Genomic DNA, 21,144 nt, shown 5'->3' with positions numbered 1-21,144 from the left:
CCGTCAGAATCGGATCGCGTCGATCACCTTGACGCGAAGGGCGACCAGTGCAGGGATGAAGCCAGCGACGGCGCCCACCAGGATCGACGCGGCGAGCCCCACGAAGGCCGCGCGCATCGGGAACGGCGGAACGTCCTGGATCCCGTAGAACAGCGAGGTGACGACCCAGTCCGAACGGAGCACCGCGACGACGATCGCGATGCCGACGAGCCCCGCCACCGTCGTCGCGACGAGGCTCTCGAGGAAGACCGAGAAGAAGACCCGGCCCGAGGTGGCGCCGAAAGCGCGACGCACGCCGATCTCACGCACTCGCTGCCGCATCGCGACGAGCTGGATGTTGATCAGACTCAGAGCTCCCAGCGCGAGGATCACGGCAGCGATGCCGCCGGTGACCATCTCGAAGGTCGCCTGCGCATCCAGCGCACCCGGCTGAGCAGCCCAGTCCGAGCGGCTCACCGACACAGTCTGCCCGTCCGGGAGCCCTGCGCGAAGATCCATGGCGAGCACCGGTGCGATCTCGTCGACCTGCTCCTGTCCGAGCCAGACCTCGTACTGCGGCCAGGCGCCCTCCGGCAGAGCATCGACGCGGGCACGATACGCGTCGTAGAGGATGTCGACCCGAAGCTCCTCGTCTCCGAACCCCTGGCGAGGCACGACACCCACGACCTGATAAGTGCCACCCGCAGGCCCCGCGAGCGTGAGAATCGGATGCTCCGCGACGGGCGTGCGACCGATGCGATCCCACAGCGCCTCCGTGATCACGACGGGCGGGGAGAGTGCGTCGGCATCCGCATCCCGCATCCATCGGCCCACGAGCAGCTGCTCGCGGTGGATCTCGGAGTAGAGCGGATCGATCAATCGTGAGTTGACATCGACGATGCCGTCCGGCAGCTGCACCGGAACGACCATGCCCTGCGCGATCCGGGCCGTGTGGCTGAACTCGAACCGCTCGGTGACGCGCGTGAACCTCTCATCGAAGGCGTCGAAGTCGACCGGCGCCCCGTCGTCGCTGCTGATCGTGACGACCAGGGTCGCCGCCCTGCCTCCCCAGCGATCCGACTGCTCCGCCTGGAACTGACGCTGATATTCCGAGACGGCGACGACCCCGGTGAGGGCTGCCACCGAGACCGCGATGCCGATCAGGCTGAGCAGCACACGCAGCTTGTGGACGCGGATCTCCGCCCACGCATCCGACAGCGCTCCGAGGATGCCGGTCATGACGCGGCTCCGCGACGCGAGTACGGCATGGCCGGCATGCTGTCGGGTGTCGGCATCTCGGCCCCGGTGGACGCAGCCGCCGGTGCGGATGCGGACGGGACGGATGAAGAGGGAACGGATGCGGAGGGAACGGACGCCGCGAGGGTCGAGGCTTCGAAGGCGCGGCTGAGATCCGCAGGCTCGAGGACCCCGGCGTCGAGTCGGTAGTGCCGTCGGGCACGGGCGGCCACATGGAGGTCGTGCGTGATGGTCACGAGCGCCGCGTCGGTCTCGGTCGCGACCTCGTCGAGCAGCGACATGACGGACGCGCCCGTGTCGATGTCGAGTGCGCCGGTCGGCTCGTCCGCGAGGATCAGCACGGGCCTGCGCACGAGGGCCCTCGCGATCGCGACCCGCTGCTGCTCTCCTCCCGAGAGTCGATCGGCGACCTGCTCGATGCGATGACCGAGGCCGACTCTCCCGAGCATGTCAGCGGCGATCTGCCTCCTGTTCCAGAACAGCCGACCGCGCGCATGGCCGAGTGGCATCATCACATTGTCGAGCGCGGTGCGCCCCGGGAGCAGATTGAACTGTTGGAACACGAAGCCGACGTTGTCGCCGCGCAGCCGGTCCAGCCGCCCCGACCGCATCCGACGCACTTCGCGATCCTCGAACGACACGGAGCCGGTGGTCGGAGCGTCGAGCATCCCGAGGATGTTGAGCAGCGTCGACTTCCCGGAGCCCGACCTGCCGACGATCGAGACGTGATCGCCCGCACTGACCTCGAGCGTGATCCCTCGCAGGATCTCCAGCTCCGAGTCGTCAGCGAGCCGCACGCTCTTCGTCACATCGCTCAGCGCGACGAGAGTCACCAGCTGACCCCGCTGTCGCACTGCTCGACTCCGGGAGCCACCTCGTAGCAGACCTCCTCGACCGGGGCGACGAAGCCGGGGACGAACTGGCGGATCGACTCCCCCTCTTCGAGGCCGGAGACCACCTCGACCATGGCCCCGTCGTTCACGCCGAGCTCGACCGCTCGCTCTTCCGGTTCAGCGCCGTCGCCGGCATCGACCCAGACGTTGCCCGTGCCCGCACCACCCTGCACAGCGGTGACCGGCACCACCAGCGCGTCGTCCACCTGCCCGAGTGCCAGATCCATCGTCGCCGGCAGACCGGCGAAGACGACCTGGTCGCCGGGCACCGCGCATCGCACGCTCGCTGTGCCCTCGGCGCTCACCTGCACCCGCACTCCCGTGCACACGAACGGCGCGGGCCCCCCGGTGATCGTCACCGATGCGTCGGCCGGCGCATTCACCAGGCGGTACAGCTGGACCGGCTCGACGGTCGCGAGCAGGTGGTAGCGAGCGGGCGTGAGCGTGAAGATCTCGGTTCCGGTGGATGTCGCCTGACCCTTCACGAGAGCGATCTCCGAGACGTCGCCGGCCTCCGGCGCGACGACGTCCACATCCTTCTTGGGCTCGTCCTGCCTGATCGTGAAGAGCTTCTGCCCCGCCGCGACGGTCGCCCCGTCGGGGACATGCACCGCGATGACCGTTCCGGTGATCTCCGACCGCACCGGGAACGCGTCATCGCGTGCGACGTTGCCGCTCAGGGTGAGAGCGTTCACCACCGAGCCCCGTTCGACCGGGATGACGGGATCGACGATCGACGACTCGGGGCTGACCATCGCCTCTGTGGCGTCCGGGAAGAACGCGATCTTCACGAGAGCCGCGGCGCACGCGCCGAAGACGAGAACGAGAAGAAGAGGGAAGATCCAGCGTCGCCAGACGATCACGGCTGCCTTTCCGGCGGCGCCGCCCTGGCGCATCCGCGGTCAGCGTATCGGCATGGGTCGATGACCCACCCGCCCCGAGGCGGCGTGTCCCCGTCGGCGATGCGGACGGTATATCAGGCGCGAAGCGCCTCGTGCCGGACGACGAGCCATCCCGCGGGAACGGACAGGCGATCCGCATGCTGTGCGCACAGATCATGCGCGTTCGGGTGGCGCGCCATCCCCAGGGGCCCGAGCGCGGCCATCTGATCGCCGTAGTCGTAGGTGAGAGTGGCCACGGCCTCGCGCGCGCAGCCGACCTTCGAGCAGAGTCTTCCGTCCATTCACGCCAGGCTACGTCGAGGTTCATCGGATGAGCGGATGCCGCGCCGCCGCGCCCGTCGGACTCGGCCTAGACTTTCGCTATGCCCCGTCGCTCCCGCACCTCTGACGCACCCCGCCGCGGGGCCAGGCACGGGCGCCACGGTCGGCTCGGACGCAGCGAGGTCGTGCGCCCTCCACTCGCCCCTCTCGACGGGCGCATCGACCGGTTCGATCTGACCGTCGGCACTGCGGTGGAGTTCCTTCGAGGAACCTGGCCCGAACTGCAGGAGGTGCGGTTCGAGATCGGCGCCATGCCCGCGTTCGAGGCCGCAGACGAGGTCCCGCGCTGGTACCTCGATCACGAGAAGGCGCGCATCGTGCTCTTCCGGCTTCCCATCGAACGGCTGCTGCCGCCGGGACACGACGACTCCGCCCACCGCAGGATGGCGATCGAGAGCGCCGTGTTCAGAGCTGCGGCCGAGTACGTCGGCCGCGAGCCCTGGGACCTCGGCGGCCACGAGCACTGAGCGCAGAGACCGTCCTCGCCGGTCCGCAGGTCACGGGTAGACGGTGATGCTCTGCTGCGCTCCCGCAGCCGGCCATACCGGCCAGACCGCGAGCGCTCCGGACGCGCTCATCGTGACGGAGGCATGCACCGGCGCCGAGGTCGACAGCGCATACACCGTGCGCGGCGTCACATCGACCGACGCCGACGAGTGGGCGGGGACAGTGACCTCGACGGGCTCTCCGCCCGATGTCGATGCGACCTGCACCGTCGCATCGGAATCCTCGTCGTTGGCGAGCACGAGGCGCGGCGTCGGCCCGGCAGGAACGGCGACGTACACGTCATCCTCGAGCTCCGGCGCCGGCGTGACCCAGGCGAAATCGTCCTGCGGCCCGGCGACATCCTGCTGCCGCACCGCGGCGAGCACAGGGTTGTCCGATTCGATGCTCATCGTGTAGTCCCCCGGCGACAGCGCGGAGAGCGACAGCTCGGTGGGCGCGTCGGCGGTGAGCGGAACGGTGAACTCGTCGGCGATCGTGGACGCACCGACCTCTCTGACCGTCACGACGGCCTGGGAATCGACCTCGGGTGACATCAGCCGCAGAACCGCCATGTCTGCGTTGTCGCCCTGGTTCTCGAAGACCTGGATGCCCGGGAGCACCGGCTGACGCTGCGCAGCGGGAACCGCATCCTGCAGGTCGATGCCCGAGGGATCGAGGGTCCGGGTGAGCGACGACTGCAGTACAGCGCGCACGGGCGACCCTGTCGCGGTCACCTTGACGATCGGGAAGTCCGATCCGGCGGCGATCGATGACAGCGCGAGCGCGACCTGAGACTCCGCGGGGACGATCACGGTGCTGGACGCCCGCGCAGACCCGAACACGCCGAGAGAAACAGTGGAGGGCACGACCCCGGGGTTCGTGAGAACGATCAGGTCCTCGGTCCCGGTGGCGACCGTTCCGCCGACGAGCCACGACTCGATTCCCGCAGGACGGCAGGGCGCCGCGGCGAGACCGAACAGGTCCGCCTCCTGCACGCTGACCGACTCCGTGGCGCCGAGCAGCGGCGCCTGGCGTCCCTCGACAGGGCCCACGAGGCGTTGCGCGGACCCGCCGTCGGCGAGGTCCTTCGCAGGCAGGGGACTCGACTCCGGTCGCCCGGACGACCCCTCGGAGGTCACTTGGGGAGACGCCGCCGACACCATCTCGAGCGGGTTGGAGGGATCTCGACCGACCGCGCGAAGGTCACCGTTGCAGACGAGAACGGTGTCACCCGGAAGGGGCGCCACCTGCGCCTGAGCGGGCTCGTGCGCGACAGTCGGCCACGGCGCGGTGATGCCGACGACGACACCGACGACGCACGCTCCTGCGACGACGGCGCCTGTCAGGACTCGAGCGCCGGTCGCCGCCACCCGGAACGCGCGGTTGCGGATCATCGCCGCTCCTCCTCACCCTGTTCGGTCGACGGCTGGGCCTCGACTGCCGCATCCGGCTCGGGCCCGTCCGAGGGCGCGGCGTCGGCTGTTGCGGCTGTCTCAGCGACCTCCGGATCGCCGTGCGGTTCTGCGGCGCCGTCGCGGTCCTCGGGGTGCCGAGGCAGCACGAGCGGCTCTTCCGGTGCTCGTCCGACGATGCGCGAGCGGGCGCGAGCTGCTCGCCGCGACGCACGTGTCGGCACGGACAGCAGCAGCGCCGCGAGCACGAGCACGAGCTGGACCGTGATCACGAGGCGCGCTGTCGCCTGCTGAGCGGTCGAGAGCGGAGCCCGTGGCGAGGCGTCGGCCTCGAGCCTGTAGAGCACACCACGGTCGGTCGAGCCGGCCTGGACGAAACCGGCCCGCTGGTCGAGCGATGTCACCGCGGCCGTGCGCAGAGAGCGAGCACGGTCCGACTCCTCACCCGAGACCTGTGCGAGCAGGACGTACGAGATCCCCGTCCGAGCCAGCTCATCAGCCGCATCGAAGTCCCTGGCCGAGAGCAGATCGACCGCGAGCGTCGTGAGGTCGGAGCCGCGCAGCTCCGTCGCTGTCGAGAGGATCGTCGTCTGGGCGCTCAGCGTCTCGCTTCCGCCCCACGCCACCTCGGTCGCCAGGCCGCCGTCGTTCTGCGGGGTGAGCACGAGGGTTCCGATCTGACGGTCGGCACCCGCCTGCGCTGCGACATACGCCGGCAGCGTCGATGCGGGACCGTCTCGGAGCTCCGACTCGTCCGCGTGGACCGCGGCCAGGGCAGGAACAGCGCACACGGCGATCGCAAGACCGGCGACCGCCGCGCTGAGCACCCGGACCCGTGGCATGGTCACCGCGGTGTCGAGCGTCACGAGGGCGGCTCCGGTGACGCCGATCCACGCGAGGCTGAGACCCGAACCCGGCCAGATGGCGACGGGAGTCCCTTGGGCGAAGGACACGGCGACTCCCACGGCCAAGAACGCGGTGGCCAGGCCGCAGAGCGCGACGAGCAGAAGAGTGATTCCGGCTCGCCAGCGCGGGGCGACCGCTGATGCGAGAGCGAGGAGCGCGAGCGGGGCGAGCAGCACCCCCACCCACGGCGCGAGCTCGAGGCCGAGCCACGTCGCCCACCCGGCCATGTCACCGCTGGGGAATCCGCTGGCCAACGCGAGTCTGCCTGCGGCATCGGCCGCTGCCTGCGGACCGGCCCAGATCGAGCCGGGATCCGCGAGCACCGCGAGGATGTCTCCGCGGCTCAGCTGCCAGACCACGAGCGGCGCGAAGAGGGCGACGGCGGGAATCGGCACCCAGACCAGGCGGACGGCTCCGCGGATACGAGCGCCGGCGAGGGTGATGCCGAGCGCCACGACCCACAGCAGGAGGAGTGCCGGGGCGAGCGAGGGCGCACATGCCGTGACCGCGGCGAAGAGGAGCGATGCTGCACCTGCTGCGCCCCACGAACGATGGGCTACTGCCCCTGCGTGGAAGAGCCAGGGCAGGAGGAGGTGCACCAGCACAGCGGCGGGGCGACCGTCGACGAGCGCGGTGAGGAAGGTGGGAGCGAGCGCCCACACGATTCCGGCGAAGATGCGCAGACCCGCACGATCGGTCACTCGCGTGGCCGCGAACCAGCCGCCGAGCACGGCGAGGGGCAGCGCCAGCACCCAGAGGAGCACGAGGGAGAACGACGGGGCGGCCGGCCAGAGGGAGCCGAGCACAGCGAGCACTCCGGAGAAGGGATCCGCGGGGCCGACGACGTCGACTCCGAGACCGCGCAGCCCCCAGGCGGCGTCATTCCACAGCGCACCCACCGTCGACCGCAGCGGAAGCAGCGCACCGCCACCGAGCACGGGCCACGCGAGGATCGTGGTGAAGGTCGCGATGCTGACGACGAGGGCGCCCAGCACCGCCCAGGCGCCGCCGCCCGAGAAGAACCGGAGCTCACTGACCGCTCCGCCCTCGCTGCCGTGGCCGTCATCCAGCCGACGACGAAGATCGGAGCTGCTCACACGCAGCGGGGCGATGCTCGACCAGCTCGAGGTGCGGAAGGAGCGGATGCGAGAACGAGACCGCGCGATCGCGCCGAAGCGGAACATCGCCGTCACCGCAGCCGCCCACTCGGGCGCGACGGCCTCCGGCCGCTTGCCGATCAGGTCGGCCATGGATCGCCAGAGCGCGAGAGGAAGCAGAGTGAGCCAGTGCAGCGGGACGGAGATCGCCGGGGCATAAGCGAGGCGGCGGTGCAGCTGGGCGAGTCTGGTCGCGAACGCGCGCCTGCCCCGCGCGGTCGGAGGTGTCCCTGGTCCGTCCGGTGACACGGATACGCGCGCCGAGGGCGCGAGCACGACGCGTCCGCCACCGAGGCGGGCACGGACTCCGAGGTCGAGACCCAGGTCGGCTCCCGCGAGCGCCGGATCCGGACGGAGCGCATCGCGGACCTCACCGCGGATCAGCATGCCGCGGATGTCCGCACCGAGCGCGTCGTCGCTGGCATCGTGCTGTCCTTGGTCGAGCTCGCCGCTGGCCAGCTCCACCGAGCGCCCCAGAGTCGTCATGCTGACGCCCAGAGAGACGATCTCGCGGTCGTTGTCGGTCTGCACGAGCTTGGGCGCCACGATCGCCGCCGACGGAGATCGTTCGAGAGTGCCTATCAGGCGCTCGAGCGCTCGCGGGTGCGGAGCGGTGTCCTGTGCGAGCAGCCAGACGGCGCTGCCCTCGAGGATGCGGGGTCTGGCGAGTTCGACGGCATCCGCGAATGAGGTGTTGCCGCGCGCCTGGATGATGCCCTCGACTGCGCTCGTCACGGCCTCGCTCTCGCGAGCCGACGCCGCGTCGCCGCACATCACCAGGGTGATGGCGGCTGCGGGCGTCGTCTGGGAGCGCAACGCATCGAGTGTGCGGAGCAGCTGCGCGCGGGCGGAGGAACCGGGGCGCGCGACGATGATTGCGTGAACTCGGGCTGGCATGACGTGGTCAGCCTATGCGTGCGACAGGAATCGGGGGCTGACCCGACCCGGCGTGGCCGCGAAGCTATGAACGCGGACGAATCACTGCCGGGTCAGCTCGCGCGGCGCTTGAGCTTGCGGCGCTCGCGCTCGGAGAGACCGCCCCAGATTCCGAAGCGCTCGTCGTTGTTGAGCGCGTACTCGAGGCACTCGCCGCGGACATCGCAGGATGTGCAGATCCTCTTGGCGTCGCGGGTCGATCCGCCCTTCTCGGGGAAGAAGGCCTCAGGATCAGTCTGCGAGCACAGTGCATCGCTCTGCCATGCGAGAGCATTGTCATCGTCGGTCTCGACCTTGCGAACCCCGGGAACACCGAGGTTGATCGGATCGACGAACCAGTTCTCCGGTACGTCTGAACGGTAACCCGTCATCTCGCTCTCCAACCCCTAAATTCCGCCCCCTCGGCGGGCCGTGCTCAACTAATTACACCCGTGTCATTCCCATCGGTCAAGTCGCGGATCGTAAACCCTCAATCCGGTCTTGAAGGTTCTTGACCTCCGTACGGCGTGTCGCACGTCCGCCCGAGGAGTCAGCGGCCGGAGGCGAGATCGCCGGGCGATGCGACGAACGCCTCGCCCTGGCCGCCGACGGTCAATCGGACCTCGTCGGCGGACGCGAACGCGACGGTGCCGACCGGAACATCGAGCACTGCACCGTCCGCACCGCCCACCCTGACGCGACCGGACGTCGCGAGGACCATCGTCGGTCCGTCCACGTCGATGACGACGTCCTGGCCGTCGAGTTCGACCCTTCTCAGCGAGAAGTCCGCGACGGGCACCGGGTACTCCGTGATCGCACCTTCCGTCGACGGGCGCAGCACCGGCACCTCGCCGGTCGTCGTGTCGAGGACCGAGAGCAGCTCGGCCACATCGATGCGCTTGGGCGTGAGACCGCCGCGCAGGACGTTGTCGCTCGCCGCCATGATCTCCACCCCGAGACCGGCGATGTAGGCATGCAGGAGCCCGGCCCGCAGGAAGATGCCCTCGCCCCTGCGAAGCACCACGTGGTTCATGAGCAGCGCGACGACCACACCGGGGTCTCCCGGATAGGTCTCCGCGATCGCCGCCACACCGCGGAGCGTCTCGGCCCATTCGCCCGACGCGGAGGCTGCGGCCGCGCTCACCGAGGCGACGACGTCGTCGACCACGGACCGCGCATCGCCGGACAGCAGCCAGCCGATCGTGTCGCGCAGGACGTCGCCCTCACCGCGGAGACGATCAGCGAGTTCCTCGACCCCGGCGCTCTGCTCCAACTCCCCCAGCAGACCCAGGGTGTCGCCGACGGGGCGCAGCCCGCTCAGGGATTCGAACCGTTCGCTCAGGGCGACGATCAGCTCGGGCTTGTGGTTGTCATCGCGGTAGTTGCGAGTCGGGTCCGTGGCGTCGAGCGTCGATTCTCTCGCCCACCCGGCTCTCGCCTGCTCGACGGTCGGGTGCACCTGGATGGACAGGGGCGATGCAGCCGCGAGGAGCTTGAGCAGGTACGGCAGAGCACCGCCCGTGACGGCGTCCAGCGTCCCGCCGCCCTGCACGTCGGACGGGTCTCCCGGGTGGTCGCCGAACCACACCTCCGCCTCAGGCGCACCCGTGGGGGTGCGGCCTTCCAGGTCGGCCAGGAGCGTCGGGGATCCCCACGCGTAGTCACGGGGTGCATTCGAGAGACTGAGCAGCATGCCACCAGGCTATTGGCAGGGAACCCACGGTGCCACGACCGTCCCATCGGTGACTCGCGACTTCCGCGCGGTAGCCTGAACGCGATGGCGCAATACACGAAGCACCCGGTCGCCGCCCCGCCCGCCGCTCCCGAGCGCGAGTCCACGGGGCATCTTCTGCTGCGCGGGTACATCGGCCTGGTGCTGTTCGCGACCTTCGCGCACTCGGCTGTGTACAACCTCGTGGGCGAGATCGGCGCATTCATCACCCTCGTCGTGTTCCTGATCGCGACGCTCTCCATCGGCGTTCCGATGATCGCCCGTCGCAGACCTGCCGCGTTCGCGTGGCGTCGCCTGCCCTGGGCCGCCGTCGCTTACACCACGCTGGCGCTGCTCTCGGTCGCGTGGTCTCAGTGGCGCGGAGCGACCATCATCACCTGGGTCCTGCTCGCCACCGTCACGGTGAACGCGCTCTTCATCGTCCACGTGCTGACCTGGCACGAGATCGTGCGGGCGCTCGCTTCCGCGTTCAAGTGGATCCTCGGCCTGTCTCTCGCGCTCGAACTGTGGGTCGCCCTTGTGGTCCACGCTCCGATCCTGCCGAACTTCTTCGTGCGGCCGGACGGCGAGACCGACGCCCACTGGTACTGGGTTCGCGGCAACCTCGTGGACGGCGGCCGGATCCAGGGCATCGTGGGCAATTCGAACGTGCTCGCCATCATCTGCCTGTTCGCGATCCTCACCTTCGGCGTGCTGTTCGCCGCGCGCACGCGCTGGCGCACCACTCTCGCGCTCTGGGCCCTCCTCGCGGGATACTTCCTCGTCCGGGCCGGATCCGCGACGGCATACGTGTGCGCCGCCGCTGCCGCCGCAGTCCTGGTCGTCGCCCTGCTGATGCGCCGCGCGACGTCTCCGGGCGCACGAACCCGACTGTATGTGCTGTTCATCGGCGGCGCCGTGGTCATCGGATCCGCCGTCTGGCTCCTGCGTGAACCCCTGTTCGCCCTCATCGGTCGCAGCGCAGACCTCACCGGGCGCTCCGACAAGATCTGGGACAAGGTCCTCGCGCGTGCCGCGGAGCATCCGATCTTCGGCAACGGGTTCTCGAGTCCCTGGGTCCCCTTCGATCCTGCCTTCGCCGGATGGATCGAGGATCACGGCATCACCGTGTTCCACGCGCACAACATGTGGCTCGACGTCCTGATGCAGCTGGGCGTGGTGGGGGTCGTCCTCATGGCTCTCGCCTATCTCAGCCTGCTCTGGCGTTCGTGGTTCTTCGCCATCGACCGCCCGCGCTGGGATCTGAGGTCGGACCGCGACTATTCGGCGATCACTCTGCTTCCGAGCCTCTTCACGGTCGTGCTGCTCGTGCAGGGTCTGACGGAATCGACCCCGATCATGCTCTGGGGCTGGATGCTGCTGGTCCTGCTCTCGTTCAAGATCAAGGTCGTGCCCCTGGTCGGCGTCGGTGAACGCGAGCGTGTGATCGAGCGCGGCGAGCGAAGCCGGCGGGTTCCGTGACGCCCGAACGTCGTCTGAGCGATCTGCTCGGCTCGGCCGAGTTCGCCCGCGCGTACACGATCGCGGTCCTCACAGCGGTCTTCTCGTCGTTCGCGATCGAGCACATCGCCTCATCGGTCACCCTCGCGACGATCATCGCCGTCCTGTGCGTCGTCGGCGCCTGGATCCTGTGGGTGCGCAGGGAGGAGCTGTCGCTGCTGCGGATCGCTCCCTCCTCGCTGCTGGCCTTCCTGGCGTGGGCCGCCGTCAGCATCGTGTGGACGACCGACAAGTCCGACACCGCTTTCGGTTGGATGGAGCTCTTCGGCTTCGCCTTCCTGGCGATCACCGTCGGCCACATCCGCGACACCCTCCAGACCGTCCGCGCCCTGGGCGACTCGCTGAGGTTCCTCCTCCTCGTGTCTCTGGGCCTGGAGCTCCTCTCCGGCGTGCTGCTCGACACGCCCTTCCTCTTCCTCGGCATCCAGGGAGACCTGGCCGTCGGCGGACCCGTGCAGGGGATCTTCGGCAGCAGGAACATGCTCGGTTTCGTCACCGTGATCGCACTCATCACTTTCGTGGTGGAGTGGCGGTCGCAGTCGCTGACCGCTCGCATCGCGATCCCCTCGATCGCGCTCGCGGCGCTGCTGGCCTTCTTCTCCTCCTCCCCCACCGTGCTCGTGCTCGCGGCCGCAGTCGGCGTCGTCGCCGTCGCGCTCGCGATCGTCCGTCACACCCCGCCCGAGCGGCGGACCATCGTGCAGTGGGTGCTCGGTGTCCTCGTCGCTCTCGCCCTCGCCGCCGCGTTCGCACTGCGCCATGTGATCATCGCGCTGCTCGATGCCGGCTCGGATTTCTCGATCAGAGCGACCCTGTGGAACACGATCCTCGATTTCGTCGCTCTCAAGCCGGTCGAGGGGTGGGGCTGGTACGGCGCGTGGGCCCGCGGAGAGTTCCCGTTCACGTACATCAACTTCCTGCTCGACGACCACCACCAGAGCGCGCTGAACGCGTACTTCGACGTCCTGCTGCAACTGGGCGCCGCCGGCCTCGTGCTCTTCCTCCTGTTCGGCGGCATCGCCACCGTCCGGTCCTGGCTCGTCGCGAGCGCTCGACGTTCGGTGGTCTACGCCTGGACCCCGCTCATGCTCGTCACACTCGCCGTCGAGTCGATGTTCGAGAGCTTCACGATCGTCGGCGCGGGCTGGTTCATGCTCGTGCTCTGTGCGCTGCGGGCCGGCCAGACGAGGTCGTGGCGGGAGAACATCGACGCCGCGCACACCGGAGCGATCCCGACGCTGCGTCCCGAACGCTGACCTCCGCGCCGCGCCCTCGGCGGATTCCGAACTGCTCCGGGTAGGGTGGATCTGCTCGCGGCGCCCTGCGGGCCCCGAGCCTCCGGAGATTTCACCTCGTGACTCACGCCCCCTTCGACCCGGCCTCCGCGACGATCGTCATCGTCACGTACAACCGGTCTCACCTCCTGACCGGCCTCCTCGAGAGCATCACGGCGATGGACCCGAAGCCGGGCCACGTCGTGATCATCGACAACGCCTCGTCCGACGACACCACCGAGGTCGTCGACTCCTTCCGTCCTCGGCTCGGCACCGAGATCATCTACCGACGCCTCGAGACGAACACCGGCGGGTCGGGCGGCTTCAGCGAAGGCATGCGCACGGCGTACGAGCTGGGTTCGGAGTGGATCTGGATGATGGACGACGACGTCGAGGTCGTGACCGACGGCCTGGCGAAGATGGGCAAGTGGGCCCCGCGGTTCAAGAGCATCCAGGGCCGCCGATACGACTACGACGGCAGCGAGTTCTACTGGCAGTACCGGATCGCCGAGCGCATGGGCATCCCGATCCCGTTCGCGCCGTCCGGGTTCGATGCGTCGGGCTACAAGGAGATGAACAGCGGATGCTTCGAAGGCATGTTCATCCATCGGTCCATCGTGAAGCAGATCGGTCTGCCCGACCACCGCTTCTTCATCTACTGGGATGACCAGATGTACGGGTGGCTCGCCTCGCGCAAGACCACTGCGGTGATCGTCGACGAGTTCGTCCTGCGACGCACTCGCGAGATCAAGCAGTGGGACATGGGCATCCGCCACATGAACGCCTCGAGCAACGCCTACCGGTTCTACATCATGCGCAACCGGGCGTACATCAAGCAGTACTACCGCGTTCACCGCAACTACAACCCCGTGCTGTTCGGCCTCGGGACGTCGATGACGTTCGCGAAGGAGCTCATCCGCCTCCTCTTCGTCGAGCGCACGGTGCGAGGAACGAGCAATCTGTTCCGGGGACTCAAGGAGGGCGGCAAGCTCGGCCGCGATCGCTCCTGGACGCCCATGCCCGCTCTGGAGGACTGACCGCATGACCGACGAACCGCAGCCGGAACTCCGCTGGGCGCCACTGGAGCCGAAGCCGAGCAATCGTGGTCGTGTCTGGCTCATCGTCGGGCTCGTCGTCGCCGTGCTCGTCATCGTGGGCGTACTGCTGTTCTTCCTCCTCCCGCGGGGCGAGACCCCGACTCCGGGAGCCAGCGGCTCGCCCTCCCCTTCCGCGTCGGCATCGACATCCCCGTCCCCGTCCCCGTCAGCGTCGCCGACGCAGACCGAGACCCCTCAGCCGACGGCGGAGCCCGCGCCGACGATGACACCGATCACGACCCCGCCCCCCGTCGCGGACCCCTCGGTCGACGCCTTCCGCGGACAGGTTCAGGGCTGGCTCGATGATGCGCTGACAGGACTGCAGATCGTCAGCGAGTCCAGTGGACAGGACGCGACCGAGGTCATCGAGAGCCTCCAGGCCGACGCGCAGCGGCTCGGCGAGAGCGCTCCGCCCTCATCCATCGAATCCGCCTGGGGCAGCGCGCTGAGCGAGTACGACCAGGCGCTCAGCTCGCTGCACTCCGACGCGGCCGCAGGGATGCAGCCGAGCGTCGACAGCGCACGCTCGGCCGCGAATCAGCTTCGAGGCCTCGTCGGGCTCTGACCCCGCGGCGGCGGCCCGATCCGTTCGGCTCAGTCGCCGTCGGACTCGAGGCGGCGCAGGCGCTCCTCGTAGTGCGCCGCGAGTTCGAGGCGCAGTCGCGCGCGCTCGTGCTCCGACTGGGCGCGGCTGAGCGCCTCGTCGGCTTCCAGATCAGCCACATCGAGGCGCACGCGGAGCCACTCGAACCGCTGCTCGAGCGCGGCGACCTGAGGAGCGATGCGATCGAACTCGGATCTGATGTAAGAGAAGTCGGCCTGGGTTCCCGCGAGGCGTGCCTCGTAGTCGCGCTGCGCGTGTTCGACCTGCTCGAGAGCACGCCCCATGCGGGCGTCCACTCTCGCGTCTACACGGCGTTCGACGACGGCGTCGAGTCTGCGACGGAGTCGGTTCAGCATTCAGTCCTCAATCATTCGGGTGATTGTCGATGGTCTGTGGGATTCAGCGGTGATAGGTGACGCGGCCGGAGTCGATCCAGTGCCGCACGAGCGCCGACTCCAGGTCGATCCGGTGCTCTGCTCCGACCGCCGAGGGGTCTCCGTAGGCGTGGTTCCATGATGTCTGATCCGGCGCGTCGACGAAGGAGAATCCGGCTGCATCGACCGCGGCGTCCGGGAACAGGCGGGTGGCGATCCAGAGCATCACCGTCCCCGTCGTCGCCCACTGGCCACCGCTGCGCGGATCGGCTCCCATCGCCTCGCCGAGTGGCAGCACCACCTCGCGGTTCGGCATCGTCACGATTCCGAGATCCGCGGGCCAGAAGGCCGGGAGCTTCGGGTTCTCCCAGAGGAGGCGCCCGGGTTCGATCATCAGGTAGAGGCGCTCGGAGTAGCCCTCGAAGAACCAGGGCGTCGGACGCACACCGCGATTGAACACGACGACGTCGGCGCGCCGACCCACCGACGGCATGCCGTCGACGTCGTCGACACGGAAGCCGTTGACTCGGAACACGATGTCAGCCGTGTCGATCCTCGCGGCGCGCTCGTCGGACGGCTCGAGCGGCTGATTTCCGACGACGGCGATCCGACGAGCGGTATCCGCTCGCCCGTATGCCGTGACGAGCGGACGGAGTCGGTCGTAGAAGTCGACCTCTCCGGCAATCGCCCTGTCATCACCGACAAGATCCGTCACACGCCCCATGAGACCTCAGCTTAGGGCACCGCGGCGGCTGTCCCATCGGCGGGGCGGCGAGTCACGGAGAGGACGCGTCTAGAGTTGTCGGCGTGACTTCTTCGCAGACCATCCCGCTCTCCACGGCGAGCATCGGCACCGGCTCCCCCGTGTTCACGATCGCTGAGATGTCGGGAAACCACAACGGCGACATCGATCGGGCGCTCGCGATCGTCGACGCGGTCGCCGCCACCGGCGCCGACGCTCTCAAGATCCAGACTTACACCGCCGACACGCTCACAATCGACTCCGACAAGCCCGCCTTCCGGGTCGCGAGCGACCACGGGCTCTGGGGCGGCAGGAACCTCTATTCCCTCTACCAGGAGGCTCACACGCCGTGGGAGTGGCATGCGCCGATCTTCGATCGCGCGCGCAGCCATGGACTGATCCCCTTCTCGACGCCCTTCGATCCGAGCTCGGTCTCGTTCCTCGAAGAGCTGGGGGTCGAGATCTACAAGACGGCATCCGCTGAGATCGTCGACATCCCGCTCCTCCGGGAGGTCGCCCGCACCGGTAAGCCGATGATCGTGTCGACCGGCATGGCGACGCTCTCGGAGATCGATGCGGCGGTCACCGCCATCCGCGGTGCCGGAGGCACCCAGCTCGTGCTGCTGGCCTGCACAGCGGCCTACCCCGCGGTTCCCGAAGAGGCGCGACTGGGCAACATCGCGGCGCTCCGAGACGCCTTCGACGTGCCGGTGGGGCTCTCGGACCACACGCTCGGGATCGGGGTCGCGGTCGCCGCTGCGGCCCTCGGCGCGGTCGTGATCGAGAAGCACGTCACGCTCGACCGAACGGACGGCGGCGTCGACGCGGACTTCTCTCTCACACCCGACGAGTTCAGCGCTCTCGTCGTGGCCTCCGAACAGGCGCGCGTCGCGTCCGCGAGCGGTGTGTCCTTCGGACCGACCGCTCAGGAAGAAGCGGTGCTCGCCCTTCGCCGTTCGCTGTTCGTCGTCGCCGACGTCCGAGCCGGCGACACCGTGGGACCCGAGAACGTGCGGTCGATCCGCCCCGCCGGCGGACTCCGCCCCGATGACTTCGCCCTGGTGAGCGGACGCACGTTCACGCGAGACGTCGAACGCGGCACCCCGCTGACCTGGGATGCGCTCTAGACCGCGAGTCCTACGAGAGCCGCCACCGGGCGAGGGTGAGGAAGCCGTCATCGTCGGCAGGCAGGTACGGCAGATAGCCGGCGCGCTCGAACAATCGTCGTGATGCGACGTTGTCGCCGTGCACGGTGGCCACCATGCGCACCGGCGGCTGTGCGGCGAGGGCTCGCTCCGCGGCCTGGAGCACCGATGCCGCCAGCCCGCGGCCACGGCTCTCGGGTGCGACCGTGATCGAGATCTCCCACTCGTCGGCCGACCGTCGGTCCCATCGGCAGGTGGCGACCGGCACTCCGTCGGACTCGACGATCAGGAGTCGCCGGTCGGGGTTCCGCAGGCTTCGCGCGAGCCAATCGGTGTGCGATCTCCAGTCGATCTCGCCGCGTGAGCGCGAGCCGGAGCGGACCTCCGGGTCGTTGCGCCACTCGAACAGTCTCCGCCCGTCGTCGACGTTCGCCGCACGGGCGACGAGTCCGGAGGGAGGCTCGACGGAAGGGCGGGTCGTCAGCAGCTGTTCCCAGGACGCCACGATCCGCCAGCTCCCGAGTCCGTCGACGGTCCGCTTCAGCTCGGCGGCCGTCCGGGCGAGCGATGCCGGAGAAGCCAGGAGATCGGCGAGCGCGCCGATCCTCTCCTCGAGTCCGTGATGGGGCGGCTCCCCGAGGCCCACCGCGAGCCCCTGTTCGACGACCTGACGGTAGCCGACCCGCTGGTTGTCCGCCACGCAGACGAGCGCCATGGGAAGACCCATGCACGCGAAGTCCCAGACCGAGGTGCCGGCAGCTGTCACGGCCAGGTCGTGGGACGCGGCGATCGCGGGGAGGTCCTCGACGAAGCCGAGGACCTGGACGGCATGACGCGAGGACCCCGCCGCGGACAGCACGTCGGGACGCCGCCGGGGGTCGATCACCGTGATCTCCACCGGAGAAGGAACGCGATCGAACGCGGCGACGACGCGCGCGGTCACGCCGTGAGGGTCCGTGCCGCCCATCACGATCAGCACGCGAGGCGCTGCCGCCGCCGTTCTCAGGGCGTCGCGCTGAGCGAGCACCTGAGCGCGTACGACAGCCGCGTCGATGCCGGCCAGATGACTCCGGCTGCGTTCAGGACTCGCGAAGGTGCGCTCGGACGCCAGATTGGCATCGATGGCCAGATCGGCGTCGCGCACACCGAACGGACCATCCTGCATGTTGCTGAGCAGCACTGCGAGGGACGAGAGGTCGGGGACTTCGCGATAGGTGTCCAGATGGATCACGTCGGCGTCCCGCCCGAGCTCCGCGAAGTCGCCGAGGCTCGCCGCGGCGCCGTCCACGGTGAGCAGCTCGAGTTCCGGATCCATCCGGCGCAGGACCTCCGCACCGACCGCATCCACATCGCCGAACACCGACGCCGCCCACCCCCGGTCCCGCGCCTCGCGGGCGATGGTGAGAGTGCGCATGAGGTGCCCCATGCCCGCCTCGACACCGGCATTGCAGTGCAGGAGGACCCGTCGCCCGCTCATCACACGTCCCTCTCCTCGGGGGCGCGGCTGCGCCCACCCGATAGGATAGGCCGGGCATGGAACAACCCGAGCATCCGTGCCATCACGACAACGCTGAGGAGACAGAGTGTCGGTTCTCGAGGGCGCGAGCATCCTCATCACTGGCGGCACCGGGTCGTTCGGCAAGGCGTTCATACGTCACGCCCTGACCCACATCAATCCCCGGCGTCTCGTCATCTTCTCGCGCGACGAACTCAAGCAGTACGAGGTGCGGCAGCAGTTCGGCGACGACCCTCGACTCCGGTGGTTCATCGGCGATATCCGCGACGAGAGGCGACTCGCTCGCGCGCTGCACGGCGTCGACTACGTCGTTCACGCCGCTGCCCTCAAGCAGGTGGACACGGCCGAGTACAACCCGTTCGAGTTCGTGAAGACGAACATCCTCGGCAGCCAGAACGTGATCGAGGCGTCGATCGACGCCGGTGTGAAGCGCGTCGTCGCGCTGTCGACGGACAAGGCCTCGAGTCCGATCAACCTCTACGGTGCGACCAAGCTCACGGCCGACAAGCTCTTCATCACCGGCAATCACTACGCAGCCGCGTACGACACGCGGTTCGCGGTGGTCCGCTACGGCAACGTCATGGGATCCCGCGGCTCGGTCATCCCCTTCTTCTCCCGCCTGGGTGCCGAGGGAAAGCCGCTTCCCATCACTGATCTTCGATGCACGCGGTTCTTCATCACACTCCCCCAGGCGGTCGAGATGGTGATCGACACGTTCGAGCTCATGCAGGGCGGCGAGCTCCTCGTTCCGCGGATCCCGTCGATGAAGGTCACCGATCTCGCCCACGCCGTCGTGCCGGGAGCGGAACTCGTCGATGTGGGCCTGCGCCCGGGCGAGAAGCTCCACGAGGAGATGATCAGCCCGGAAGAGGGCCGTCGCGCCGTCACGGTCAGCGATGGGAAGTACTTCATCATCCAGCCCGACCTCGCGTCCTGGGGCTATCAGATGCCCGCCGGAGCCGTACCCGTGCCGGAGGGCTTCGCGTACCGGTCGGACAGCAACGATCAGTGGTACTCGCAGCAGGAGATCTCCGAGATCATCGTGGCGGGGATCTGACGATGCTGCCCTACGGACGGCAGTCGATCTCCGAGGAGGACATCCAGGCCGTCGTCGAGGTGCTCCGTGGCGACTGGCTCACGACCGGCCCGGCAGTGGCCGCATTCGAAGCGCGACTCGGCGAGATCGCCGGCGGGCACCGGGCCGTCACCGCGACCTCGGGCACGGCGGCGCTGCACATGGCGTACGCGGCTGCGGGGGTCACGCACGGAGACACCGTGATCTCGACTCCGATGACCTTCATCGCCACGACCTCGATGGCGTCGGTCCTCGGGGCCGACATCGTCTTCGCAGACGTCGAGGAGGACACAGCGCTCATCGACCCGGACGCGGTCGACGCCCTCGTCGATGAACGCACCAAGGTGATCGCCGCCGTGGACTATGCGGGACACCCCGCCGACTACGACAGACTGACAGAGATCGCGGCGCGTGTGGACGCGCTCGTCCTCGACGACGCCGCCCATTCGATCGGCAGCACGTACCGGGGTCGGCCGGTCGGCGATCTCGCGGACCTGACGACGTTCTCGTTCTTCCCGACGAAGAACCTCACGACCGGCGAGGGCGGTGCGCTCGTCGCCAAGGATCCGAAGATCGCCCAGCGCGCCCATGAGTTCCACTTCATCGGGCTGGTGCGGGATGCCGATCGCTTCGCGATGACGACGGAAGGCGCGTGGCATCAGGAAGTCCATGAGTTCGGGTTCAACTATCGCCTCGACGACATCGCCTGTGCACTCGGGATCGCCCAGCTGGCGCGGCTCGAGTCGTTCCGGCGGCGACGCGCCGAGATCACGCGGCGCTACGACGCGGCTCTCGCAGGCGTCGACGGGGTCCGTACTCCGATCCAGCGTGACGACGTCGAGCTGATCCGGCATCTCTATCCGGTGCGCATCCTCGACGGACGCCGTCGGACGGTCTTCGACCGGATGCGCGCGGACGGCATCGGGGTGCAGGTCAACTACATGCCCGTGTACTGGCACCCCGTGTACGCGGACGCCGGTTATCGCCGCGGAATGTGCCCGAACGCGGAGGCCTTCTACGCCGAGGAGCTCTCGCTCCCCATCCACCCCGAGCTCACCGACGACCAGGTCGACCAGGTCGTCGAGTCGCTTCTCAGGGCTCTGCGTTGACGCGGATCGGGATCATCACGCAGGCGCGGATGACCAGCACCCGTCTTCCGGGGAAGGTGCTGATCCCGGCCGGCGGCCGCTCCATGCTCGACCACCACCTCGACAGGCTCGCCGCCACCGATCTGCCGATCGTGCTCGCCACCACCACGAACGCCGCAGACGACCCTCTCGCCGCGCTCGGGCACGCACGCGGCATCGACGTGTTCCGCGGCAGCGAGACCGATGTGCTGAGTCGGTTCGCGGGGGCGGCTTCCTCCGCCGAGTTGGATGTTGTCGTCCGAGTGACGTCGGACTGCCCGCTGATCGATCCCGCCGTGGTCCTCGAAGGCGTCCGTCGGTTCATCGAGCTGGACGATCCTCACGCTCATGTCTCCAACGTCCTCCAGCGCACGTACCCGCGAGGCTTCGACTTCGAGGTGTTCTCCGCGGCCGCTCTCGCCGACGCCGACAGGAACGCCACCGAGCCGGCGGAGCGCGAGCACGTCACCCCTTATCTCTACGCGGGCGGGTCACCGCGGGCGAACATCCACTCGATCACGCAGGACGTCGATGCCTCGCGCTATCGGGTGACGCTGGACACTGCGGAGGACCTGACGGTCATCCGCAGGCTGATCGAAGAGCACGGTGCCGCGTCGCTGGACGCGAACGGGATCGTGGCGGTGCTCGACGCGCATCCCGAGCTCGCCGCGTTCAACGCGCACGTCGAACAGAAGAAGCTCGGGGAATGACCGGGAGATCGCCGGCGAAT

20 protein-coding genes are annotated in these 21,144 nt (G+C 68.8%); 9 read left to right on the top strand and 11 right to left on the bottom strand.

Going from position 1 to position 21,144, the window contains the following annotated elements:
• Positions 1-3: 3 nt before the first annotated feature.
• The 4 genes from AKG07_RS01550 to AKG07_RS01535 all read right to left on the bottom strand — a co-directional run bounded on the left by AKG07_RS01550 (position 4) and on the right by AKG07_RS01535 (position 3,312).
• Complete coding sequence (locus AKG07_RS01550) at positions 4-1,218, bottom strand: ABC transporter permease (RefSeq protein WP_053095654.1); 1,215 nt, start codon at positions 1,216-1,218, stop codon at positions 4-6.
• Positions 1,215-2,069, bottom strand: coding sequence for an ABC transporter ATP-binding protein (locus tag AKG07_RS01545; protein ID WP_082298012.1), 855 nt, complete (start codon positions 2,067-2,069; stop codon positions 1,215-1,217). The genes AKG07_RS01550 and AKG07_RS01545 overlap by 4 nt, the downstream gene beginning before the upstream one ends.
• The gene (locus AKG07_RS01540; RefSeq protein ID WP_222839162.1) at positions 2,066-3,025 is read right to left on the bottom strand and encodes an efflux RND transporter periplasmic adaptor subunit; all 960 of its coding nucleotides are present in this window, start codon (positions 3,023-3,025) and stop codon (positions 2,066-2,068) included. Before AKG07_RS01540 ends, AKG07_RS01545 begins: the two co-directional genes overlap by 4 nt.
• An 80-nt stretch (positions 3,026-3,105) precedes the next feature.
• Entirely contained in the window at positions 3,106-3,312 is a 207-nt protein-coding gene (locus tag AKG07_RS01535; protein WP_053095653.1) for a DUF3499 family protein, read from the bottom strand.
• A gap of 165 nt (positions 3,313-3,477) precedes the next feature.
• Between AKG07_RS01535 and AKG07_RS01530 the strand changes: the two genes are divergently transcribed.
• A complete protein-coding gene (locus AKG07_RS01530; protein ID WP_053095652.1) occupies positions 3,478-3,819 on the top strand; it encodes a metallopeptidase family protein in 342 nt (113 codons plus the stop codon).
• 30 nt (positions 3,820-3,849) lie between these two features.
• Here the strand turns inward: AKG07_RS01530 and AKG07_RS01525 are convergent, their stop codons facing one another.
• The 4 genes from AKG07_RS01525 to manA form a co-directional block, all read right to left on the bottom strand.
• Entirely contained in the window at positions 3,850-5,232 is a 1,383-nt protein-coding gene (locus AKG07_RS01525; RefSeq protein WP_053095651.1) for a DUF5719 family protein, read from the bottom strand.
• Positions 5,229-8,210, bottom strand: a complete 2,982-nt coding sequence (locus AKG07_RS01520) for a glycosyltransferase (protein WP_082297777.1) — start codon at positions 8,208-8,210, stop codon at positions 5,229-5,231. The genes AKG07_RS01525 and AKG07_RS01520 overlap by 4 nt, the downstream gene beginning before the upstream one ends.
• Positions 8,211-8,302: 92 nt before the next feature.
• On the bottom strand, positions 8,303-8,620 hold the full coding sequence (locus AKG07_RS18215; protein ID WP_072591048.1) for a WhiB family transcriptional regulator: 318 nt from the start codon (positions 8,618-8,620) through the stop codon (positions 8,303-8,305).
• A 158-nt stretch (positions 8,621-8,778) separates the two neighbouring features.
• A complete protein-coding gene (gene manA / locus AKG07_RS01510; RefSeq protein ID WP_053095650.1) occupies positions 8,779-9,921 on the bottom strand; it encodes a mannose-6-phosphate isomerase, class I in 1,143 nt (380 codons plus the stop codon).
• Positions 9,922-10,005: 84 nt separating this feature from the next.
• On the opposite strand from manA, the gene AKG07_RS01505 reads away from it, so the two are divergent.
• The 4 genes from AKG07_RS01505 to AKG07_RS01490 all read left to right on the top strand — a co-directional run bounded on the left by AKG07_RS01505 (position 10,006) and on the right by AKG07_RS01490 (position 14,396).
• Positions 10,006-11,421, top strand: a complete 1,416-nt coding sequence (locus AKG07_RS01505) for an O-antigen ligase family protein (RefSeq protein ID WP_053095649.1) — start codon at positions 10,006-10,008, stop codon at positions 11,419-11,421.
• A complete protein-coding gene (locus AKG07_RS01500) occupies positions 11,418-12,716 on the top strand; it encodes an O-antigen ligase family protein (RefSeq protein ID WP_053095648.1) in 1,299 nt (432 codons plus the stop codon). The genes AKG07_RS01505 and AKG07_RS01500 overlap by 4 nt, the downstream gene beginning before the upstream one ends.
• 98 nt (positions 12,717-12,814) lie before the next feature.
• The gene (locus AKG07_RS01495; protein WP_053095647.1) at positions 12,815-13,771 is read left to right on the top strand and encodes a glycosyltransferase family 2 protein; all 957 of its coding nucleotides are present in this window, start codon (positions 12,815-12,817) and stop codon (positions 13,769-13,771) included.
• A gap of 4 nt (positions 13,772-13,775) precedes the next feature.
• A complete protein-coding gene (locus AKG07_RS01490) occupies positions 13,776-14,396 on the top strand; it encodes a hypothetical protein (protein ID WP_053095646.1) in 621 nt (206 codons plus the stop codon).
• Between the two features lie 29 nt (positions 14,397-14,425).
• On the opposite strand, the gene AKG07_RS01485 is transcribed toward AKG07_RS01490, so the two are convergent.
• Both AKG07_RS01485 and AKG07_RS01480 read right to left on the bottom strand, forming a co-directional pair.
• A complete protein-coding gene (locus tag AKG07_RS01485) occupies positions 14,426-14,791 on the bottom strand; it encodes a hypothetical protein (protein ID WP_053095645.1) in 366 nt (121 codons plus the stop codon).
• Between the two features lie 43 nt (positions 14,792-14,834).
• Positions 14,835-15,524, bottom strand: coding sequence for a hypothetical protein (locus AKG07_RS01480; RefSeq protein ID WP_201778467.1), 690 nt, complete (start codon positions 15,522-15,524; stop codon positions 14,835-14,837).
• Between the two features lie 92 nt (positions 15,525-15,616).
• On the opposite strand from AKG07_RS01480, the gene pseI reads away from it, so the two are divergent.
• A complete protein-coding gene (gene pseI / locus AKG07_RS01475; RefSeq protein WP_053095644.1) occupies positions 15,617-16,678 on the top strand; it encodes a pseudaminic acid synthase in 1,062 nt (353 codons plus the stop codon).
• Positions 16,679-16,688: 10 nt separating this feature from the next.
• Here pseI and AKG07_RS01470 read toward each other — a convergent pair whose 3' ends face one another.
• A complete protein-coding gene (locus tag AKG07_RS01470) occupies positions 16,689-18,173 on the bottom strand; it encodes a bifunctional UDP-2,4-diacetamido-2,4,6-trideoxy-beta-L-altropyranose hydrolase/GNAT family N-acetyltransferase (protein ID WP_053095643.1) in 1,485 nt (494 codons plus the stop codon).
• A gap of 106 nt (positions 18,174-18,279) precedes the next feature.
• Here AKG07_RS01470 and pseB point away from each other — a divergent pair, with 106 nt between their 5' ends.
• Genes pseB through AKG07_RS01455 form a run of 3 tightly spaced genes read left to right on the top strand, consistent with a single transcriptional unit; the run spans position 18,280 to position 21,124 of the window.
• Positions 18,280-19,269, top strand: a complete 990-nt coding sequence (gene pseB / locus AKG07_RS01465) for a UDP-N-acetylglucosamine 4,6-dehydratase (inverting) (protein WP_053095642.1) — start codon at positions 18,280-18,282, stop codon at positions 19,267-19,269.
• 2 nt (positions 19,270-19,271) lie between these two features.
• Positions 19,272-20,396: a DegT/DnrJ/EryC1/StrS family aminotransferase gene (locus tag AKG07_RS01460; protein ID WP_053095641.1), complete on the top strand. Its 1,125-nt coding sequence runs from the start codon at positions 19,272-19,274 to the stop codon at positions 20,394-20,396.
• Complete coding sequence (locus AKG07_RS01455) at positions 20,282-21,124, top strand: cytidylyltransferase domain-containing protein (protein ID WP_445928295.1); 843 nt, start codon at positions 20,282-20,284, stop codon at positions 21,122-21,124. Before AKG07_RS01460 ends, AKG07_RS01455 begins: the two co-directional genes overlap by 115 nt.
• Positions 21,125-21,144: the final 20 nt, after the last annotated feature.

Origin of the sequence: Microbacterium sp. CGR1, from assembly GCF_001266755.1 — a bacterium.
Lineage (GTDB): Bacteria > Actinomycetota > Actinomycetes > Actinomycetales > Microbacteriaceae > Microbacterium.
This window is presented reverse-complemented; position numbering and strand designations above follow the sequence as displayed.